This is a genomic window from Clostridium merdae (assembly GCF_900176635.1).
In the GTDB taxonomy this organism is placed as follows: domain Bacteria; phylum Bacillota; class Clostridia; order Oscillospirales; family Acutalibacteraceae; genus Faecalispora; species Faecalispora merdae.
This window is the reverse complement of sequence record NZ_FXLN01000004.1, coordinates 212,571-228,247: the sequence shown is the minus strand read 5'-3', so window position 1 is coordinate 228,247 and position 15,677 is coordinate 212,571. Positions and strand designations below refer to the sequence as shown.

At 47.3% G+C, this 15,677-nt stretch carries 16 protein-coding genes and 1 riboswitch; of the genes, 1 reads left to right on the top strand and 15 read right to left on the bottom strand.

Going from position 1 to position 15,677, the window contains the following annotated elements; translation table 11 throughout:
• Positions 1 to 28: 28 nt before the first annotated feature.
• The 9 genes from CAN90_RS06520 to CAN90_RS06480 all read right to left on the bottom strand — a co-directional run bounded on the left by CAN90_RS06520 (position 29) and on the right by CAN90_RS06480 (position 6,555).
• Positions 29 to 1,183 (bottom strand): amidohydrolase, encoded by a 1,155-nt coding sequence (locus CAN90_RS06520; RefSeq protein WP_085833039.1) that lies wholly within the window; start codon positions 1,181 to 1,183, stop codon positions 29 to 31.
• Positions 1,184 to 1,410: 227 nt separating this feature from the next.
• Positions 1,411 to 1,884, bottom strand: a complete 474-nt coding sequence (locus tag CAN90_RS06515) for a S1 RNA-binding domain-containing protein (protein ID WP_085833038.1) — start codon at positions 1,882 to 1,884, stop codon at positions 1,411 to 1,413.
• 36 nt (positions 1,885 to 1,920) lie between these two features.
• Positions 1,921 to 2,223: an FtsB family cell division protein gene (locus CAN90_RS06510; RefSeq protein ID WP_085833037.1), complete on the bottom strand. Its 303-nt coding sequence runs from the start codon at positions 2,221 to 2,223 to the stop codon at positions 1,921 to 1,923.
• Positions 2,224 to 2,290: 67 nt separating this feature from the next.
• Positions 2,291 to 2,791 carry a spore cortex biosynthesis protein YabQ gene (yabQ, locus tag CAN90_RS06505; protein WP_085833036.1) on the bottom strand — a complete coding sequence of 167 codons (501 nt, stop codon included), beginning with the start codon at positions 2,789 to 2,791 and terminating at the stop codon, positions 2,291 to 2,293.
• 14 nt (positions 2,792 to 2,805) lie between these two features.
• Positions 2,806 to 3,102: a sporulation protein YabP gene (gene yabP / locus CAN90_RS06500; protein ID WP_085833035.1), complete on the bottom strand. Its 297-nt coding sequence runs from the start codon at positions 3,100 to 3,102 to the stop codon at positions 2,806 to 2,808.
• A 148-nt stretch (positions 3,103 to 3,250) separates the two neighbouring features.
• Complete coding sequence (locus CAN90_RS06495) at positions 3,251 to 3,493, bottom strand: RNA-binding S4 domain-containing protein (RefSeq protein ID WP_085833034.1); 243 nt, start codon at positions 3,491 to 3,493, stop codon at positions 3,251 to 3,253.
• A gap of 142 nt (positions 3,494 to 3,635) precedes the next feature.
• Positions 3,636 to 3,911 (bottom strand): HU family DNA-binding protein, encoded by a 276-nt coding sequence (locus CAN90_RS06490; protein ID WP_085833033.1) that lies wholly within the window; start codon positions 3,909 to 3,911, stop codon positions 3,636 to 3,638.
• A 22-nt stretch (positions 3,912 to 3,933) separates the two neighbouring features.
• On the bottom strand, positions 3,934 to 4,758 hold the full coding sequence (gene mazG, locus CAN90_RS06485; protein ID WP_085833032.1) for a nucleoside triphosphate pyrophosphohydrolase: 825 nt from the start codon (positions 4,756 to 4,758) through the stop codon (positions 3,934 to 3,936).
• A gap of 48 nt (positions 4,759 to 4,806) precedes the next feature.
• The gene (locus tag CAN90_RS06480) at positions 4,807 to 6,555 is read right to left on the bottom strand and encodes a putative polysaccharide biosynthesis protein (protein ID WP_085833031.1); all 1,749 of its coding nucleotides are present in this window, start codon (positions 6,553 to 6,555) and stop codon (positions 4,807 to 4,809) included.
• A gap of 197 nt (positions 6,556 to 6,752) precedes the next feature.
• Between CAN90_RS06480 and CAN90_RS06475 the strand changes: the two genes are divergently transcribed.
• Positions 6,753 to 7,256, top strand: coding sequence for a YfbM family protein (locus tag CAN90_RS06475; protein ID WP_085833030.1), 504 nt, complete (start codon positions 6,753 to 6,755; stop codon positions 7,254 to 7,256).
• 107 nt (positions 7,257 to 7,363) lie between these two features.
• On the opposite strand, the gene CAN90_RS06470 is transcribed toward CAN90_RS06475, so the two are convergent.
• From CAN90_RS06470 to recJ, 6 genes are all read right to left on the bottom strand, one after another.
• The gene (locus CAN90_RS06470) at positions 7,364 to 7,651 is read right to left on the bottom strand and encodes a hypothetical protein (RefSeq protein ID WP_085833029.1); all 288 of its coding nucleotides are present in this window, start codon (positions 7,649 to 7,651) and stop codon (positions 7,364 to 7,366) included.
• A 132-nt stretch (positions 7,652 to 7,783) separates the two neighbouring features.
• Complete coding sequence (locus tag CAN90_RS06465) at positions 7,784 to 8,755, bottom strand: nucleoside kinase (RefSeq protein ID WP_085833028.1); 972 nt, start codon at positions 8,753 to 8,755, stop codon at positions 7,784 to 7,786.
• Entirely contained in the window at positions 8,736 to 10,220 is a 1,485-nt protein-coding gene (gene hemZ, locus CAN90_RS06460; protein WP_085833027.1) for a coproporphyrinogen dehydrogenase HemZ, read from the bottom strand. The genes CAN90_RS06465 and hemZ overlap by 20 nt, the downstream gene beginning before the upstream one ends.
• A complete protein-coding gene (locus CAN90_RS06455; protein ID WP_085833026.1) occupies positions 10,220 to 10,858 on the bottom strand; it encodes an MBL fold metallo-hydrolase in 639 nt (212 codons plus the stop codon). Before CAN90_RS06455 ends, hemZ begins: the two co-directional genes overlap by 1 nt.
• Before the next feature lie 123 nt (positions 10,859 to 10,981).
• Positions 10,982 to 13,159 carry a RelA/SpoT family protein gene (locus CAN90_RS06450; RefSeq protein ID WP_085833025.1) on the bottom strand — a complete coding sequence of 726 codons (2,178 nt, stop codon included), beginning with the start codon at positions 13,157 to 13,159 and terminating at the stop codon, positions 10,982 to 10,984.
• Complete coding sequence (gene recJ, locus CAN90_RS06445; RefSeq protein ID WP_242953591.1) at positions 13,152 to 15,230, bottom strand: single-stranded-DNA-specific exonuclease RecJ; 2,079 nt, start codon at positions 15,228 to 15,230, stop codon at positions 13,152 to 13,154. The genes CAN90_RS06450 and recJ overlap by 8 nt, the downstream gene beginning before the upstream one ends.
• 354 nt (positions 15,231 to 15,584) lie before the next feature.
• Positions 15,585 to 15,672: riboswitch (cyclic di-GMP riboswitch) on the bottom strand.
• Positions 15,673 to 15,677 lie beyond the last annotated feature (5 nt).

The following is a 15,677-nucleotide window of genomic DNA, read 5'->3' as shown; positions in this document are numbered from 1 at the left end:
ACCGAAAAGGCACGCACAAACCGTTATTTTAAAGTACACGCTTGCCGGATACAAATACCATTTCGGGTTTTGTACTAATTTGCAGCGGGTCTTCCCGGAAAATCGAGAAATCGGCATCCTTGCCCGGCTCCAACGAGCCTACACGGTCATCGATATGGCAAATTTGCGCCGGATTAATGGTTATGGCACGAAGTGCTTCCTCTCGGTTTAACCCCTCACGAACCGCCAAACCGGCACAAACCGGTAGATATTGAATGGGAATTACCGGGTGGTCTGTTACAATTGTGATTCGCACGTTGGTCTCTGCCAAAATACCGGGGCAAGCAGGAGTCAGATTTTTTAGCTCCGGCTTTGAACGGTCACATAAAATAGGGCCGCACAGCACCGGTACATCTTCCTCCGCCAAATCCTCAGCGATAAGGTGGCCGTCTGTTCCGTGAACAATCACATAATCAAGGCCAAATTCGCGCCCCAGTCGCATAGCCGTGAAAATATCATCTGCACGGTGTGCATGAAAATGAACGGGAAGCTCGCCTTTCAAAACTGGCATTAAGGCCTCACATTTCATGTCGTATTCCGGAGGATCTATTTCTTCATCCTCACGAGAAAGCTCCAAATCCTCTAAATAGCGGCGGGTTTTAAAAAGCTCCTCACGTATCAACGCAGCCGTTGCCATTCGAGTCGATGGGCTTTGACTTTTACTGTGATAAATAGATTTGGGATTTTCACCCAATGCCATTTTCATTGCAACAGGTGCTTGTACTAGCATCTTATCAATGCGCCGTCCCGCCGTTTTAATTGCAGCAAGCTGCCCACCAATGGGGTTCGCACTGCCCGGGCCGGTAACAACGGTGGTAACACCCGCCGCACAGGCTTCTTCAAAGCAGCGGTCCAGAGGATTTACGGCATCAATACCCCGCAAATGCGGCGTTACCGGATCGGTATCCTCGTTACCGTCATCCCCTTCAAATGCCAAACCATCCTCCCACATACCAAGGTGCGTGTGGGAATCAATAAAGCCGGGGTACACGCAAGCACCTTCGACGTCAATTACCTCTTCTCCTTCGGTCGCCGGCGCAGGCATCTCACCCACAGCGGCAATTTTACCGTCACGTACCAGCAAATAGCCGTTGGGAATCGGCTCACCTGCCATAGTATAAATCATTGCATTTTGAATTAGCATGTATTACCTCCATATATGGGCAAATACCCATACACATATTTTCGCACAAAAAAGCGGAGTGTAACCACTCCGCCTAAGACCGTCGAGAAAGTCGCACAATTGCAAAACCAAACCGTGGCTTTGCGTTCCTGCGCTGGCTGTATCATACAAGCGCTCGTTACATAAAGCAAGTATGCCCAAATCGAGTCACTTGCGGTATGTATTTTCAGAGGCTTCACAAGGGGTTTTTATCGGGAAGGTCCACCATGTTTTGTAAAGCCGCCGCGCTTGGAATCCATGCACCTTTTGAGGTCGGTCATCTTTTCATCGCTGGATTGCTTGAACCGAGACATCATTTCCTCAAAGCTGGATGCTTCTGGTTTTTTACTGGCCTGCCACTCGTAGCTGCCCGGCCTGCCGGCGGGACGCGGCCCAGAAGGACGCGGCGCATAACGACGAACGGCCGGTCCATTGTCGCGAGGCGGCGGCGGAACAGCCTTTTTCATAGAAAGACTCACTTTACCATCATCGCTGATGCTCAGCACCTTCACCTTGACCATCTGATTTTCCGTTACATAGTCTCGGATTTCTTTCACGAAGGTTGGAGCTACCTCAGAAATATGAACCATCCCGGTTTTGCCTTCGGGAAGCTCTACAAAAGCGCCAAATTTTGTAATCCCAGTAACCTTTCCTTCAAGAATTGTTCCTACCTCAAGTTGCATACAGTAATAATATCCTCCTCTTAAATTCAGAGCCGTTTAATTCCCCGCAATATTTACAAAAACACGTTCGCCGGGCTTGGCATAATCCAGCCCCTCCCGCACTACGCGCTCTATGTACTCGTCGCTAACTCCGCTTCCCGAAGATAAACCGTGCTTAATATCTTCGTTTTTGATTTCTTGAATTTGAATCTGCTGCTTTAGTTCGGCTAGCTGACGTTTTCGTTCACTAATCTGCATTTGCTGATTCACAAGAGCAACTGCTATGTAAATTGCAAAAACAAAAATCGCAAATCGAAGCAAAAGGCTTTTCTTTTCTTTTTTTGCTTTCAGCACCCTCATAAAGTCAAACAGCCTCCCTCTTCTGCAGTCCGCTATAATGGGGTAAATTCAGAATCTATATAGCTGATTATACACTATTCGGCGGGGAGGTTTCAAGCGGTTTTTTTCTTTTCTTGCGAAATCTTCCGAAATTTAAAGGTTTTGCTATCACTTTCCAAATTTTTACGCACAGATTTTTAACTCGGTGGAATACCCAACGAAACAAACGGCCAATTGGTTGAAAAACCCAGCGCATGAAAAAGTTTTTCATTGCCTTTAAAATTCGCAGCAAAAGTTTTGCCAAACGAAATGTTATTTCGCCTAGCGTTAGAAAATAAACGCACATACCAATTGCTTCACCTGCCAGCAAATAAAAGCGAATTTCTCCCCAATTGACCGCAAGAGCCAAAAGGAAGCTGGCAACCGCTGCAATAAAGCACACAAAAATATCTTGCCAAATCACTTGGTGCTTCTCACTGCGCGCAAATACCCGATAGATTCGAAATACATCGTAAAATGCACCAAGTGCAAAACCAACCGCCAGAGCAATGAGAAAGCCCTGGCCTTGCTCCTCCAGAGTAAGACCCAACGTGTATCACCCCACTATCGGAACATCTTTGAGAATAGGCCGCCCCCACTACTTTGCTTTTGGTCTGTATAGGTTACAGAAGAGATTTCCCCTGTAATAGTAAGCTCCCCCGTTTCGGTATTGAGCTTTCCTATTTGCAAATTGCGGCCCCGAATTACAATTTCGCCTAAATCTGTATAGGCTACCACTGTTTGATCGTCAAAGCTGTCTACATTCGAAACTCCTGTTGCAGTGAGTGATTTTCTGTTATCCACAATCAGGCTATGAGGCGTATGCACCGTTTTGGCTGCTGGCTTTTTGTCTTCCGCCATGATCGTACCCTCCCGACAGTATAGATTATCACCGTTCCGCATTCCTTGCGTTTTTGCCCACTATGCATCAGGCAAAGCACCTGGTTATAACAGCGGATGGACTATTCTACATATATGCGCGTAGGGAAGGACATATTCTAGGCGAAGCTTAGGAAAGCGCCTCATACATTTCGGCGGCTTCACCCTTCGGGGCAAATTCACTTACACGTACTACTCGAACCTTTAGTGTACGCGCACCAAGCTGCAGCTCGATTAAATCGCCCTCTTTTACTTCGTAAGAGGCACGAGCCACTTTGTCATTCACCAATACTCTGCCTGCATCGCACGCTTCATTTGCAATGGTGCGACGCTTTATTAAGCGAGAAACTTTCAGGTATTTATCCAATCTCATAAAAGAAATCCTTTCTAAGCTTTATAGTTATACTCTATCTAAAAATAAACCGATTATTATAGTACAAACCTTATGAAGATAATACAAAAGGCCACGGCAAACGCTTAACGCCTGTCCGCAGCCTTGTAATTCATGAAAAGAATTATTTATCGGTAGCATCCTTAAATGCTTTACCAGCTTTAAAAGCCGGAATTTTGGACGCAGGGATTGTGATGGGGGAATTGGTTCTGGGGTCGCGGCCTTGTCTTTCATTGCGAGAGCGAACTTCGAATGTACCAAAGCCAACCAGCTGTACTTTCTCTTCGCTTGCTACGGTCTCAATAATCACGTCGATCATTGCGTTTACTGCGCTGTCGGCATCCTTCTTGGAAATAGCGGCTTTTTCTGCCACTGCAGAAATTAATTCTGTTTTGTTCATAAGATTTGTTACCTCCAAAATTTTATTTTACAGTCTGGTTTTCCAGCTGGGGAATGGTACGCTGTTTTACTTCACACCAAAGCTCGTCCAACTCTTCTGGCGATAAAGTGTTCAGTCGCTGTCCTCTTTCCTGCGCCAATTCTTCTGCTGCGGTAAAGCGAGCAATGAATTTGTTACAAGAAATGGTAAGCGCCTGCTCCGGTTCCGTGTTTAGGTGCCGGGCCGCATTCACTACTGAAAACAAGAGATCACCGACCTCCTGCTGGCAGTCTTGCACATTACCCTTCCGGATCGCCTCCTTCAGTTCCGCGGTTTCTTCCTCGACCTTTTGCAGCGTCTGCCAAACATCAGCAAAGTCATACCCCGATTTTGCCGCTTTTTGCTGCACCTTGGCACTGCGCATCAGTGCCGGCAATGCAGGAGAAACGCTCTCTAGCACCTGCGCCTGAGTGGTTTGGTGCTTCGTGCGCTTTTTGATGGCATCCCAGTTCGTGAGAACCTCTGCGGTATCCTGGACATGGACATCCCCAAAAACATGGGGATGGCGAATAATTAGCTTTTTACAAATGCCGTCGGCAACCTGATCAAAACGAAACCTGCCTGCTTCTTCTTCCAAATCAGCATGGAAGACAACCTGAAGCAGCACATCTCCCAGTTCTTCCTGTAAAAGCTCCGCATTCTCAGTGTCGATTGCCTCAACCACCTCGTACGTTTCTTCTATCAGGCAAGCCCGGATGCTGTGATGTGTCTGCTCCCGGTCCCAGGGGCATCCCCCGGGCGAACGGAGAATTCTGACAATTTGCAGCAAGTCTTCAATCGTATAAGTTTCTTTTCTTTGAAAATCCAACCTCACAGGTCCTTTCCTGGAATATAGCCGGCGAAAACTAGTACTATATTACCTTATCCATCCATGTTTTTCAAGTATTTTTGCAATTTTTTGCCCGTTTGGCAGCATCAAAATATCATCTCTGCAAATCGCTCGCAAACACAGCAGGGAAAGTGAATAAACCAGCACTGCCGCACCTACTCCTCCGAGCGTGGAAACATTCTCAGAAAGCACGTGTGAAAGCAGCCCTCGTGTTGACCACGCAGCGGCACAACACAAGACAGAAGCAACGAAGGGTTTGCCAAAAATAGATAAGAAATCCGGCAGAATTCGTGTCTCACGGCACAGGCAAATTAGCGCGGCAACCGTAAGGAAGAAATAGCAGGCCAGTGTACCTGCTCCCGCACCCAGCACATTAATTTTCGGGATGCCCACCAAGTAGTAATTGAGCGCTACCTTGATGGTAAGACCAACGGCAAGTAGTTTAACGGGTAAATCAACACGACCCACGGCTTGCAGCATACTGTTCACCGGTGTGCTGAACGACGCAAAAATCGCGCCCACTCCCATTATGACCAATACATGAGACGTAATGGGCAGTGACGGACGCGCACCAAACACCAAGCGTGCCACAGGCCCTGCCATAACGGCAAGCCCCATGCCCGCAGGGATGCTAAATAAAGCCGTGACCCGCAGAACCGCTTCCATACTTTTCTTTAGGTGCTTTTTTTCACCGCGGGTATATGCGGCGGTTACATTCGGCAGTGCGCTGATTCCAAACGCCTGTGTAACGGCAGGAACGAGCATAAACAGGGTAAGCGCCATTGAAAAGCAGCCAAATAAAAAGTTGGGGACGGTATCTGATTCAATATTGATTTGTGGTATCATTCCCTGATACATGGAAAGTAATACCTGCGGATTTTCTTCCATCACGTTATGAATTCTTGTCTGCAAAAACGTGGTGTCTACCATAGCAGCTACATTAACCGCCATTGCGCCGACTCCGATGGGAATAGCGGTTCGTACTAAGCGAGAAACGGTTTTACGCATGCTGCGCGGCGGCGGTGAGTTCCTTAGATTTTCTTCGGTAATGCCGTCACCCAACAGCTTATGGCGGCAAAACAAAAAGAGAAAGCTTAACAGAGAACCAACAGTAACGCCAAGAATTGCTCCAGCAGCCGCATAAGGGAGCACCGCACTGCGGGCATAATCACGAGAGGCCGCGGTTACACCAAATACGGTGCCTAACGCTTCATACTCCTTCATTCCCCTGTGCAGTACCCAGCAGGCAGCAGAAAGCCCAACCGTGAGCTTACTCAGCGCCTCAATTATCTCAGAAATTGCAGTGGGATACATATTCCGTAGACCTTCATAGTATCCCCGATAAATCGCTGTTAAACAACTGAATAAAATTGCCGGAGCCAGTGTGTACAGTGCAGGAAGAGCATTTTCATTGCCGATAATACTCGCGTAGGAAGCCGCACCAAAAACCATAAGCAAAAAGCCAACCGTACCGGTTCCAATAAAAATGGGCGCGGATGCACGGTGAATGCGCCGTATATCGCGGTAAGCACCGCGGGTGCTACTTTCTGATACCAGGCGAGAAATCGCAATTGGGAACCCCGCCGTGGCCAGGCTGTAAATTGGGCCATAAAAATTATAGGCGGTATTAAAATACCCCAGACCATCCTCCGTTATAATCCATGTGAGCGGTACCTTGAATAAGGCGCCGATTAGCTTTACAATTAAAATGCTCGCGGTTAAAATCAAAGCGCCATGTAAAAAGCTTTGACTCTTCCTGCGGGAAGCTTTCCCCATATCAGCACATCCATTCCCTAAAATCTGTCCTTTCGAAAAATATATTAATGCGTGGGAACAGTTATGCCGCAGAAAACGTATTGGGATGGAATGCAGTAGGTCAATTCATGAACACGCCCAGCGATTCCATTCATTTTCAAAGATTATGTCCGATATAATATAAAAAGAAATATATATTATCAGGAAGGTGAAAAACCATGGGTATGACCGTTTGCTACACACAGGTAACCCCTACCCTGCTGAACACGCTTCGGGAGATTGATGACCCCGAGAAAATGTTGGAAGAGCTGGAGTCTTTGGAAGAAGAAGTGGAATGCTGCTACCTCGACAAAATGTGGGATGGCCTCCACTGCTTTTTAACCGGTGCCTCTGCCAGTACCCCGATAGAAAACAACTCGCTTAGTGAAGCAGTGTTGGGCAAAGAGACTTTTTTCGAAGATGAGGAAGCGGATTACATGGCATACCTAATGCCGGAGGATGTAAAGAAAGCAGCAAAGGCGCTTGACGCAGTGGAGCTTGAGTCAAGTAAGGCGGCTTTTTCACCTCAGGAATATCACGAGAAGGGTATTTACCCCAATATTTGGCTACAAGAAGACTGCGACAGCCTTCTGGAAGAATTGGTCGAAAACTTTGAAGGGCTAAAGAAATTTTACCGTACAACCGCTGAAAACGGAAAGGGAATCATTATCAGCATCTATTAACCCATTTGCCCTATTGCAATACGCGATAGAACAAAAAAAAGCAGACTTCACTACCCGAACAACGGGAGTAAGTCTGCTTTTTATTCATTCATCAATACAGCGGGGGATTACAGTTGTGCGGAGGCTTCCTGAATTTGCTCTTCGAGCGCCTTCATTTGATCCTGAAGCTCATCAATGGCTACCATTGCTTCCGCTACCAAATCCGCAGGATCGCTGTCTGCTTTTTTGGCATCGTATACTGCTTTACCCAAAGCCTCATACTTTTTGTTGATTTCGTTATTCAACTCGGCCGCACTGATTTTCAGTTTGGATACATCCACAAGCTGCCCGGCTTTTTTCCCGACCGCATTCGCTGCCGATTTTGCATTAATGACAACATCTTCAAAAAGGCCCATCGTAGACACGCTCCTTTGTTTTTTGTTTGATTCGATTATACCATCTATTTGGCTAACAATGCAAGAATCTGTCCGTAAACAAATTATAAATAATTCGAGTACAAACTGTGATGAAAACACCGTTTATTTCCATTATTCCACGGTGCTTTGATAAATACTCCCGCCAATGAATTCACGCAAAATAGAATTTTCAGGCACTAAGCTTTCATCCATTGGCACAAACCGCTCCAATTGCGTAAGCAGGTAACTGATGTAATGGTAATTGGGGTGCTCCGGTGAAATTTCACGAAGAAGCGGTATTGCCTTACGGCGCAGAATGCAGGGCTCATACATGTGAATGGAATTAATTGTAATATTACTCACGCTCTTAAACGGGCGAATGTAATTGTTCTCGCCATCCAGAACATTCTGCCACATAGAGAGTGTACGCTCCGGGCCGGCACCGCGAAAGCTAAAATCGCGCACGACTCGGCGGATAAAGCGTAAATCGTTATGTGTAAGCACCACGCCCGCGCTGTCTTTAATATCTTGCTTTACACTGATATACAGCTTGAGCAAACGCTCCTTTGGCAAATGGGCGCTAATACGTGGATTTAGAGCATGAATTCCCTCAAAGATGGCGACGCCGTTTTCCGGCAGCTCTACCGGCTTTGTTTGACCGGTAGGCAGGTGAACCGAAAAATCAAAAACAGGCACTTCGCAGCGTCCCGATTCAATGAGGTCCATCATACAGCTTTCCAAAACGGGTACGTCGAGTGCATCTACCGACTCATAGTCGTGATCCCCATTTTCAAGCAGGGGAGCCTGGCTCTCTCCGCGGTAAAAATCATCCAGCGAAATGGTCGCACAGCGAATCCCACGACTCTGGAGCATCTCTTTCATCACTTCCATCGTAGTGGTCTTTCCACTGCTGGAGGGCCCCGCCAGCAAAATAATTTTGTTGCGCTCCGGGTTTTCTGTAATGGTATTTACAATGGAGCCCAGGTAACGGCGGTAGGCCGATTCAATTTGTTCGATCATACCAACCGGATCGGTTTTAGCCGCCTCGTTAATCTGTTCAAGGTGATCGACATACTTAACGTAGCTATTTGCGAAATAGTTCATACAGTTCTTTCACCTGCTCCTTTCTTGCAATCATTTCCTCATGTCTGCTTACATATTCATACGGAAATTTGAAATTAAAAATACGTTTTAATGTATCGGAATATGGATCCTTTACTTTGCTGACTGCACCTGCGCCGCAAGCGAGAATGGTATGGGTTTCATCCATAATATACACGTTATAGTCGCTGTAACAACCGGGCTTTGCCCAGCCGGTGTTCTCCAAATTACCTACCATGCGGCTTTGCCGATATAAGTAGTATGGTTCATATCCGGTTGCAAACAGATTTTTCGCCGTATCATCAAGCATTTGAGCGGCGGCTGCGGCATCGGGGTCAAAGCCTTCCCGCTCCGACTGATTCAGCCGCGAGGAACGCTTGAGTGCAAGCGTATGCACGGTAACGCTCTCTGGGTTCAGGTGCAATACCTGCTCAAGCGTATTGCGGTAGCCCTCCACCGTATCGCCCGGCAGACCCACAATTAAGTCCATATTAATATTGTCAAAACCCATTTTGCGAGACAGCTCAAAGGCGGAGAGTGTTTCTGCCGTATTGTGGCGGCGGCCGATTCTCTCCAAAATTTCATCGTTCATGGTCTGCGGATTGATGCTGATACGTGTCACACCAAATTCTTTAAGCACCTGCATTCTCTCTGGTGTTACTGTGTCTGGCCGACCGGCCTCTACCGTAAATTCACGGCAGGATGAGACCGGAAAATGCGTGCAAAGTGTGGAAAGCAGCACTCGAAGCTGCTCCGGTGACAGGGTCGTTGGCGTACCACCGCCAATGTAAACGGACTCCAGCTTCAGACCAAGCTCATGCGCCACTTTAGCCGTATGCTCCAGCTCTTTACACAGCAGCGAAACATACTCGGGCATAAGGCGAATTGCCTTATCTACCGATTGAGACACAAATGAACAGTATGCACACCGCGTGGGGCAAAACGGAATGGAAATGTACAGGCTGTAAGATTCCGGTTTCGAACGGCAAAGGATTTTCTGCTCGTTGTCCATCGTTACTACGCTAAGTTTTGTTTTATCTGGAGTGACTAAAAAGCCAGACTCAAAATGCTGTATTGCTTCTTCTCGACCCATTTGTTCGCACAAACGGCGCAGAAGCTTAATGGGTCTTACACCGGTTAAAATACCCCACTGCGGGCGGTAACCACAGTGCTCGGCAAACAGCTCAAACAGCATAACTGCCATGAGGCGCTCCGCTTCTTTGTCCATTTGTAAAATAGATTCTGGGAACGATTTACTGTCTTGCAGCAAACGGCCACCCATATACAGACGAACGGTAATTACAATTTGTCCGTCTTTTTGCTGTATGCCCGTATATACGGTAGTCTCGCTCTCCGGCAGAGCCTCCGTAGCTTCAAATATTGTTTTAATCTCATCATAAGGCAGAAACACCCGACACAGATTTTCCATTTCGTAATGGTATGGGTGTCCGTCAACCAATAGAACCATTAATAAAATTCCTCTTCATTCATAAACGGATTATATTTTCTTTCTCTCTCTAAGGTAGTGGCGGGACCATGACCAGGATACACATAGAAATCCCCATCTAAATCAGAGAGCTTTTTCAAAGACTGCATCATATCGCGGCCGTTACCGGTAGGTAAATCGGTTCTACCCATGGAGCCGCTAAATAGTGTGTCGCCGCTAAAAATCGCATTATTCACAATAAAGCAGCAGCTACCTACGGTATGACCCGGTGTGTACAGCACACGAATTTTCAGGCTGCCCAGCTCGATAATTTCACCGTTTTCCAATAGTTGGTCGGATTCAAAATTCTCGTGCTGTATGGAGGGTAGCATATTCCCCTGGCTAATGGCAGGGTTGCTCGTACAGGGGGCATCTGGGCGAGAGATACATACCTTGCAACCGGTTAGCTCTTTGACTCTCGGCACACCATCAATATGGTCAAAATGGCCGTGTGTTAATAAGCAAAGCGCTACCTTCTCGGCGGGCAGTGCACGAATGGCTTCATCCAGCTTTGCAGAGATAAAGCCGGGGTCAATCACCGCTGAAAGTCCGGTTTCTTCATCGGTGAGCAAATAGCAGTTTTCTTCCAGTAAACCGCCGGTTATTGTTTTGATTTTCATTGGCCGATTCTCCTTCAGTTAGTCGATACGCTTGAAAAAGTAAATTACGACGTATATGCCAGTTTCTTCCCTTGCAACAAGCAAGGGAAGAAACCATAAAAAGCTATAATAAATGCTTTGCTTTTACGAACGGCGAACAGACAAAATGCCCTCAATGCTGCTAATCTTCGAAATAACACCGGCAAGGTGATCAATTCCATTGACGGTAATGGTAGCCGAGATAATGGTCTTTCCATCCTTTGTTTCACGCGAGTTCAGAGAGTGAATAAACAAGCGTAGAGTAAACATTTGCTGGGTGAGGTCTGCCAGTAAACCTGGGCGAACCTCTGCAACAATTTCGAGAGTGGATTTAAATTCTTCCTTAACCTCGCCACCCTCCCAATGGGCAGCAACCCAGCGCTCCGGTTCCGGCGATTCTGCAATATTCCTTGGTACGTTGGGACAAGAACGCTTGTGAACCGACACACCAAAGCCACGAGTGATAAAGCCGATGATTTCATCCCCCGGAAGCGGGTTACAACAGCGTGAAAACTTAATTAGGCAGTTTTCCATACCATCAATCAGCACACCGCCCGCTGCCCGCTTTACAGGGCTTTGGGGCTGCTTGCGCTCCAGCGACTGTACTGGTTTTTTGGTTTTGAGGTACTCCTCACGCAGGCGAGGCATGCTCTTCCAAAGCTGAATACCGCCGTAGCCAATCGCCGCATACACATCATCCATGGTATTGCAGCTTACCTTGCGGCCAATGCCAAGCAGGTAGTTTTTCAGCTCATCATCGGTAAATGCGATGCCGTTGCGCTTAAACTCGCGCTCAACCTCCGCTTTGCCCTCCTGGATGTTTTCGTCTCGGCGTTCGCGCTTGAACCATTGGCGAATTTTGTTGCGCGCCTCACTTGTTTTTACAATTTTGAGCCAATCACGGCTGGGGCCATGGTTAACCTCTTTGGTTGTGAGGATTTCAATAATCTCGCCGTTTTTCACTTTATAATCAATGGGAACAATGCGTTTGTCTACCTTTGCGCCAATCATACGGTTACCAACCGCACTGTGAATCGCATAGGCAAAGTCAATTACCGTTGCCCCCAAGGGCAGGTTGATTACCTCACCTTTTGGTGTAAAGACAAACACTTCTTCCGGTACAAGGTCAGACTTAATATTTCGAACAATATCGGTTGCATCGCTGTCCTTTTGGTTTTCGAGCATCTGGCGAATCCACGCCAAGCGGTTTTCAAGGGAATCGCCCTTGCCCGCAAGGCCAAGCTTATATTTCCAGTGTGCCGCGATACCGTACTCTGCCGTATGGTGCATCTCCCAGGTACGAATCTGCACTTCAAACGGGATTCCCTCCGTGCCGATTACGGTAGTATGAAGAGACTGATACATGTTGGGCTTAGGGGTGGAAATATAATCTTTAAAACGGTTTGGGAGCGGTCGGAACATATCGTGAATAATACCAAGCACGTTATAGCAGTCATTCACGGTATCTACAATTACGCGCACTGCATAAATATCGTAAATTTCATCCATGTTGCGTCCCTGCATAAATACCTTGCGGTAAATGCCGTGAATGCTCTTCACACGCCCTTGCAGGTACACATTGGGAATCATACGAGAAATGCGGTCATACACCAAGGTTTTTGTGTTCTCAATAAAATGGTCACGATCTTTTTTACGCAGCTCCAGTGCATTTTCAATCTCTTGGCACGCAATGGGGTCAAGGTAGCGCAAAGAGAGGTCTTCAAGCTCTTCCTTAATGGCACGAATACCGAGGCGGTGCGCAATGGGTGCGTAAACCTCCATGTTTTCCAGTGCCTTGTCTCGCTGCTTTTGCGGGGTCATGTACTCCAGTGTACGCATATTATGCAGGCGGTCCGCCAGCTTTATGATGATGACGCGAATGTCTTCCGACATGGCAATGAGCATTTTTCGAATGTTCTCTGCCTGCTGTTCCTCTCGTGAGGAATACGGAATGCGCCCAAGCTTGGTAACACCGTCGATTAGATTTGCAATATTGACTCCAAACTGCTTTTTAATTTGGTCAAGCTCTATGGAGGTGTCTTCTACAACATCATGCAAAAGCCCTGCTGCTATGGATTCCGAATCCATACCCAGCTCAACCAGAATACACGCGACCGATACAGGATGAATGATGTAAGGCTGACCGGAAAGGCGCTTTTGCCCCGTGTGGGAGTTTTCCGCAAGCCGGTATGCCCGTCCGATCAGATCCAGATCAAAATCGTGACCGCTCGTTTCCATCAATTGCAATAGATCATCATAGGTTTTTGAAGTTGTATCAGTCATGTGCAACACCATCTTCTTTGATTTGGTTAATATCACATAATATTGGAGACTCGAGCAAATTGACTTTATTTTCTGTTTCGCACAGCTCAATTTTCAGCTGCTCACCGCTTTGCTCAAGCATTAGCAGGCCACGCTCCGCAAAAACCTCCAGTGCGGTTAGCAGCCGTGCATAACCCATTTTGCCGCCGTCAAGCCGGTAAAGCAGCAGTGCTGCTCCACCAGACCAACCGCCACGCTCACGCAGAAAACGGTACAACATTGCAAAATCTGTGTAATCTGGCAATAGCTCCTGTGCGTCTTCGAGCGTAAGGTCGTCTCCTCTTTTATATTTTTCAAATGTTAGCTTTCCCCGAATGAGGGCATCTGTATCCAATGCGGTCAGCTTCATGTCTCGAATAAAGACAGAAAGCTGCATTTCACCGCGGTATTCCTTTGCATCCAGCGTTACAGCTAAATCCAATTCATCTCCCGGTTCATAGGGAAACAGCTTTGCAGGAGTATGGAACAGCATGCAGTTTTGCACCGTACCATCCCTCGAAAATGTAAGCCGCAGGTGTTTTCCTTCCCCTACCGCGGTGATTTTTTCAAGCTTCATCGAATAAAGCCCAAATAGTGGCGGAGGGTTATCGGTTCCAAATGGTTCAAGCGCCTGCAATAGCCCCGGCAATTGCGGGGTAAGGGTAGCAGGCCGTAGCTTGCAATCAATGCGCAGGGTAGGAATTGCCGCCGGAACCGTTGCCGCATAGCGGTTCACAGCCACACGGAAAGCTTCAATATTTTCGGTAGGCAAGCTGATACCCGCCGCCATGGGGTGCCCGCCAAACTTTGTAAAAAGCTCGGAGCAGGAGCAGAGCGCCTCAAACAGCGAGAAACCGTCTACACTGCGGCCAGAACCTTTTGCTTGTTCCTCAGAGTGAGAAATAACCATACAAGGCTTACCGAAATGGTCGACCAAACGCGCCGCCACAATACCAATTACACCGTGGTGCCACTCGCGCCCGGCAACCACCAAAACTCGGTCGTATAAGCGCTCCGGGTGTTCTCTTAAATCTTCGAGAGCACTTTGGAATAATTCGGATTCAATTTGTCGACGACAATCGTTATCATCACAAATTTCTTCCGCCAACTCACGGGCTTCATCGGGGTCTTCGCTCACCAAAAGCCGAACGGCTCTGCTCGGTGAACCAATACGGCCCGTTGCGTTAATACGTGGCACAATGGAAAAGGCAACGTTACCGGCGGACAGTTCCCGCCCAAGCATTCCTGCGTGTTCCAGCAGCTCTCGAATACCAAGACGATCCGATCGAGATAACAACTGCAAACCCTTTCGCACTAAAACTCGATTTTCACCCGTGAGTGGTACAACGTCCCCAATGGTGCCAACCGCAACTAAATCCGCATAGTTTTCAAGCAGACCTTCTAAATCGCAATCGTTCCCCTCCAGCGCCATAATCAGCTTAAAAGCCACACCAACACCCGCAAAATGCTTATAGGGAGAGGTGTCGTCTGGTCGGTGGGGGTCTACTACTGCAACTGCGTCTGGCAGCGCCTCCTGCACTCGGTGATGGTCGGTAACAATCAACTCCATGCCAAGTTCTTTTACATATTCGGCTTCTTTTATAGATGCAATTCCGTTGTCTACGGTAATGATTAAATTTACCTGCCGGTTATGCAAAAATTCCACAGCGGTTTTGTTCAGGCCATAGCCCTCTCCTTCCCGCTCAGGAATATAATACATCACATTGCCGCCACAAGACTCCAAATACGAGTATAAAATGGCTGTGGCAGTCACTCCATCTGCATCGTAATCTCCGTAGATTGCGATTTTCTCAAAATCATCCAGCGCACGGCGAATCCGTTCTGCTGCAACATCCATATCTGCTGTTAAAAACGGGTCGGAAAGCTCCGACCTTTCACCCAATAATTCTTCTATCTGATCTCGCTGGTGTGCGCCCCGTATTTCCAGCAGCATTGCTAAAAAAAACGGGAGACCGTATTCCTCTGCAATTTGCGCCGCACGCTCTTTGTTTAGAGGAGACACCAGCCATTTTTTTAACCTCAATGTGTTCACCTGCCTCATGAAAATTAATTGTACCATTTTGCGCCAGAATATTCAATCATTTGACAAAAATACCACGAGCCAATTGCAAAGAACCAGCCCGATATAAAAATGAACTTACATTTAAACAGATGGTGCGACTTTTATGGGTGATATTCTGTTGCCAGATTTCATTCTGGCAGGGGTTCGGCACGGGTGACGTAGGCAGATTGCGCTGTCTCTATTTCACCCGTAATAAAACGAAAGATGCTTAAAAATACTTCTACCACAAGTAAAAGACGAGAACCGGTATGTTATTAACTCTTAAACCCCATAAAAGCAAGCAGGGTCTACCCTCTATCTTAGAGACAGTAAACCCTGCTTCGTATTGGCAGCCAAGTCATCATAGCGTTTTAAAACGCCTTAGACCCCTACCTTTGCGTCCCCATGATTCATGGGTTTGCCTTTTTAATTATTATT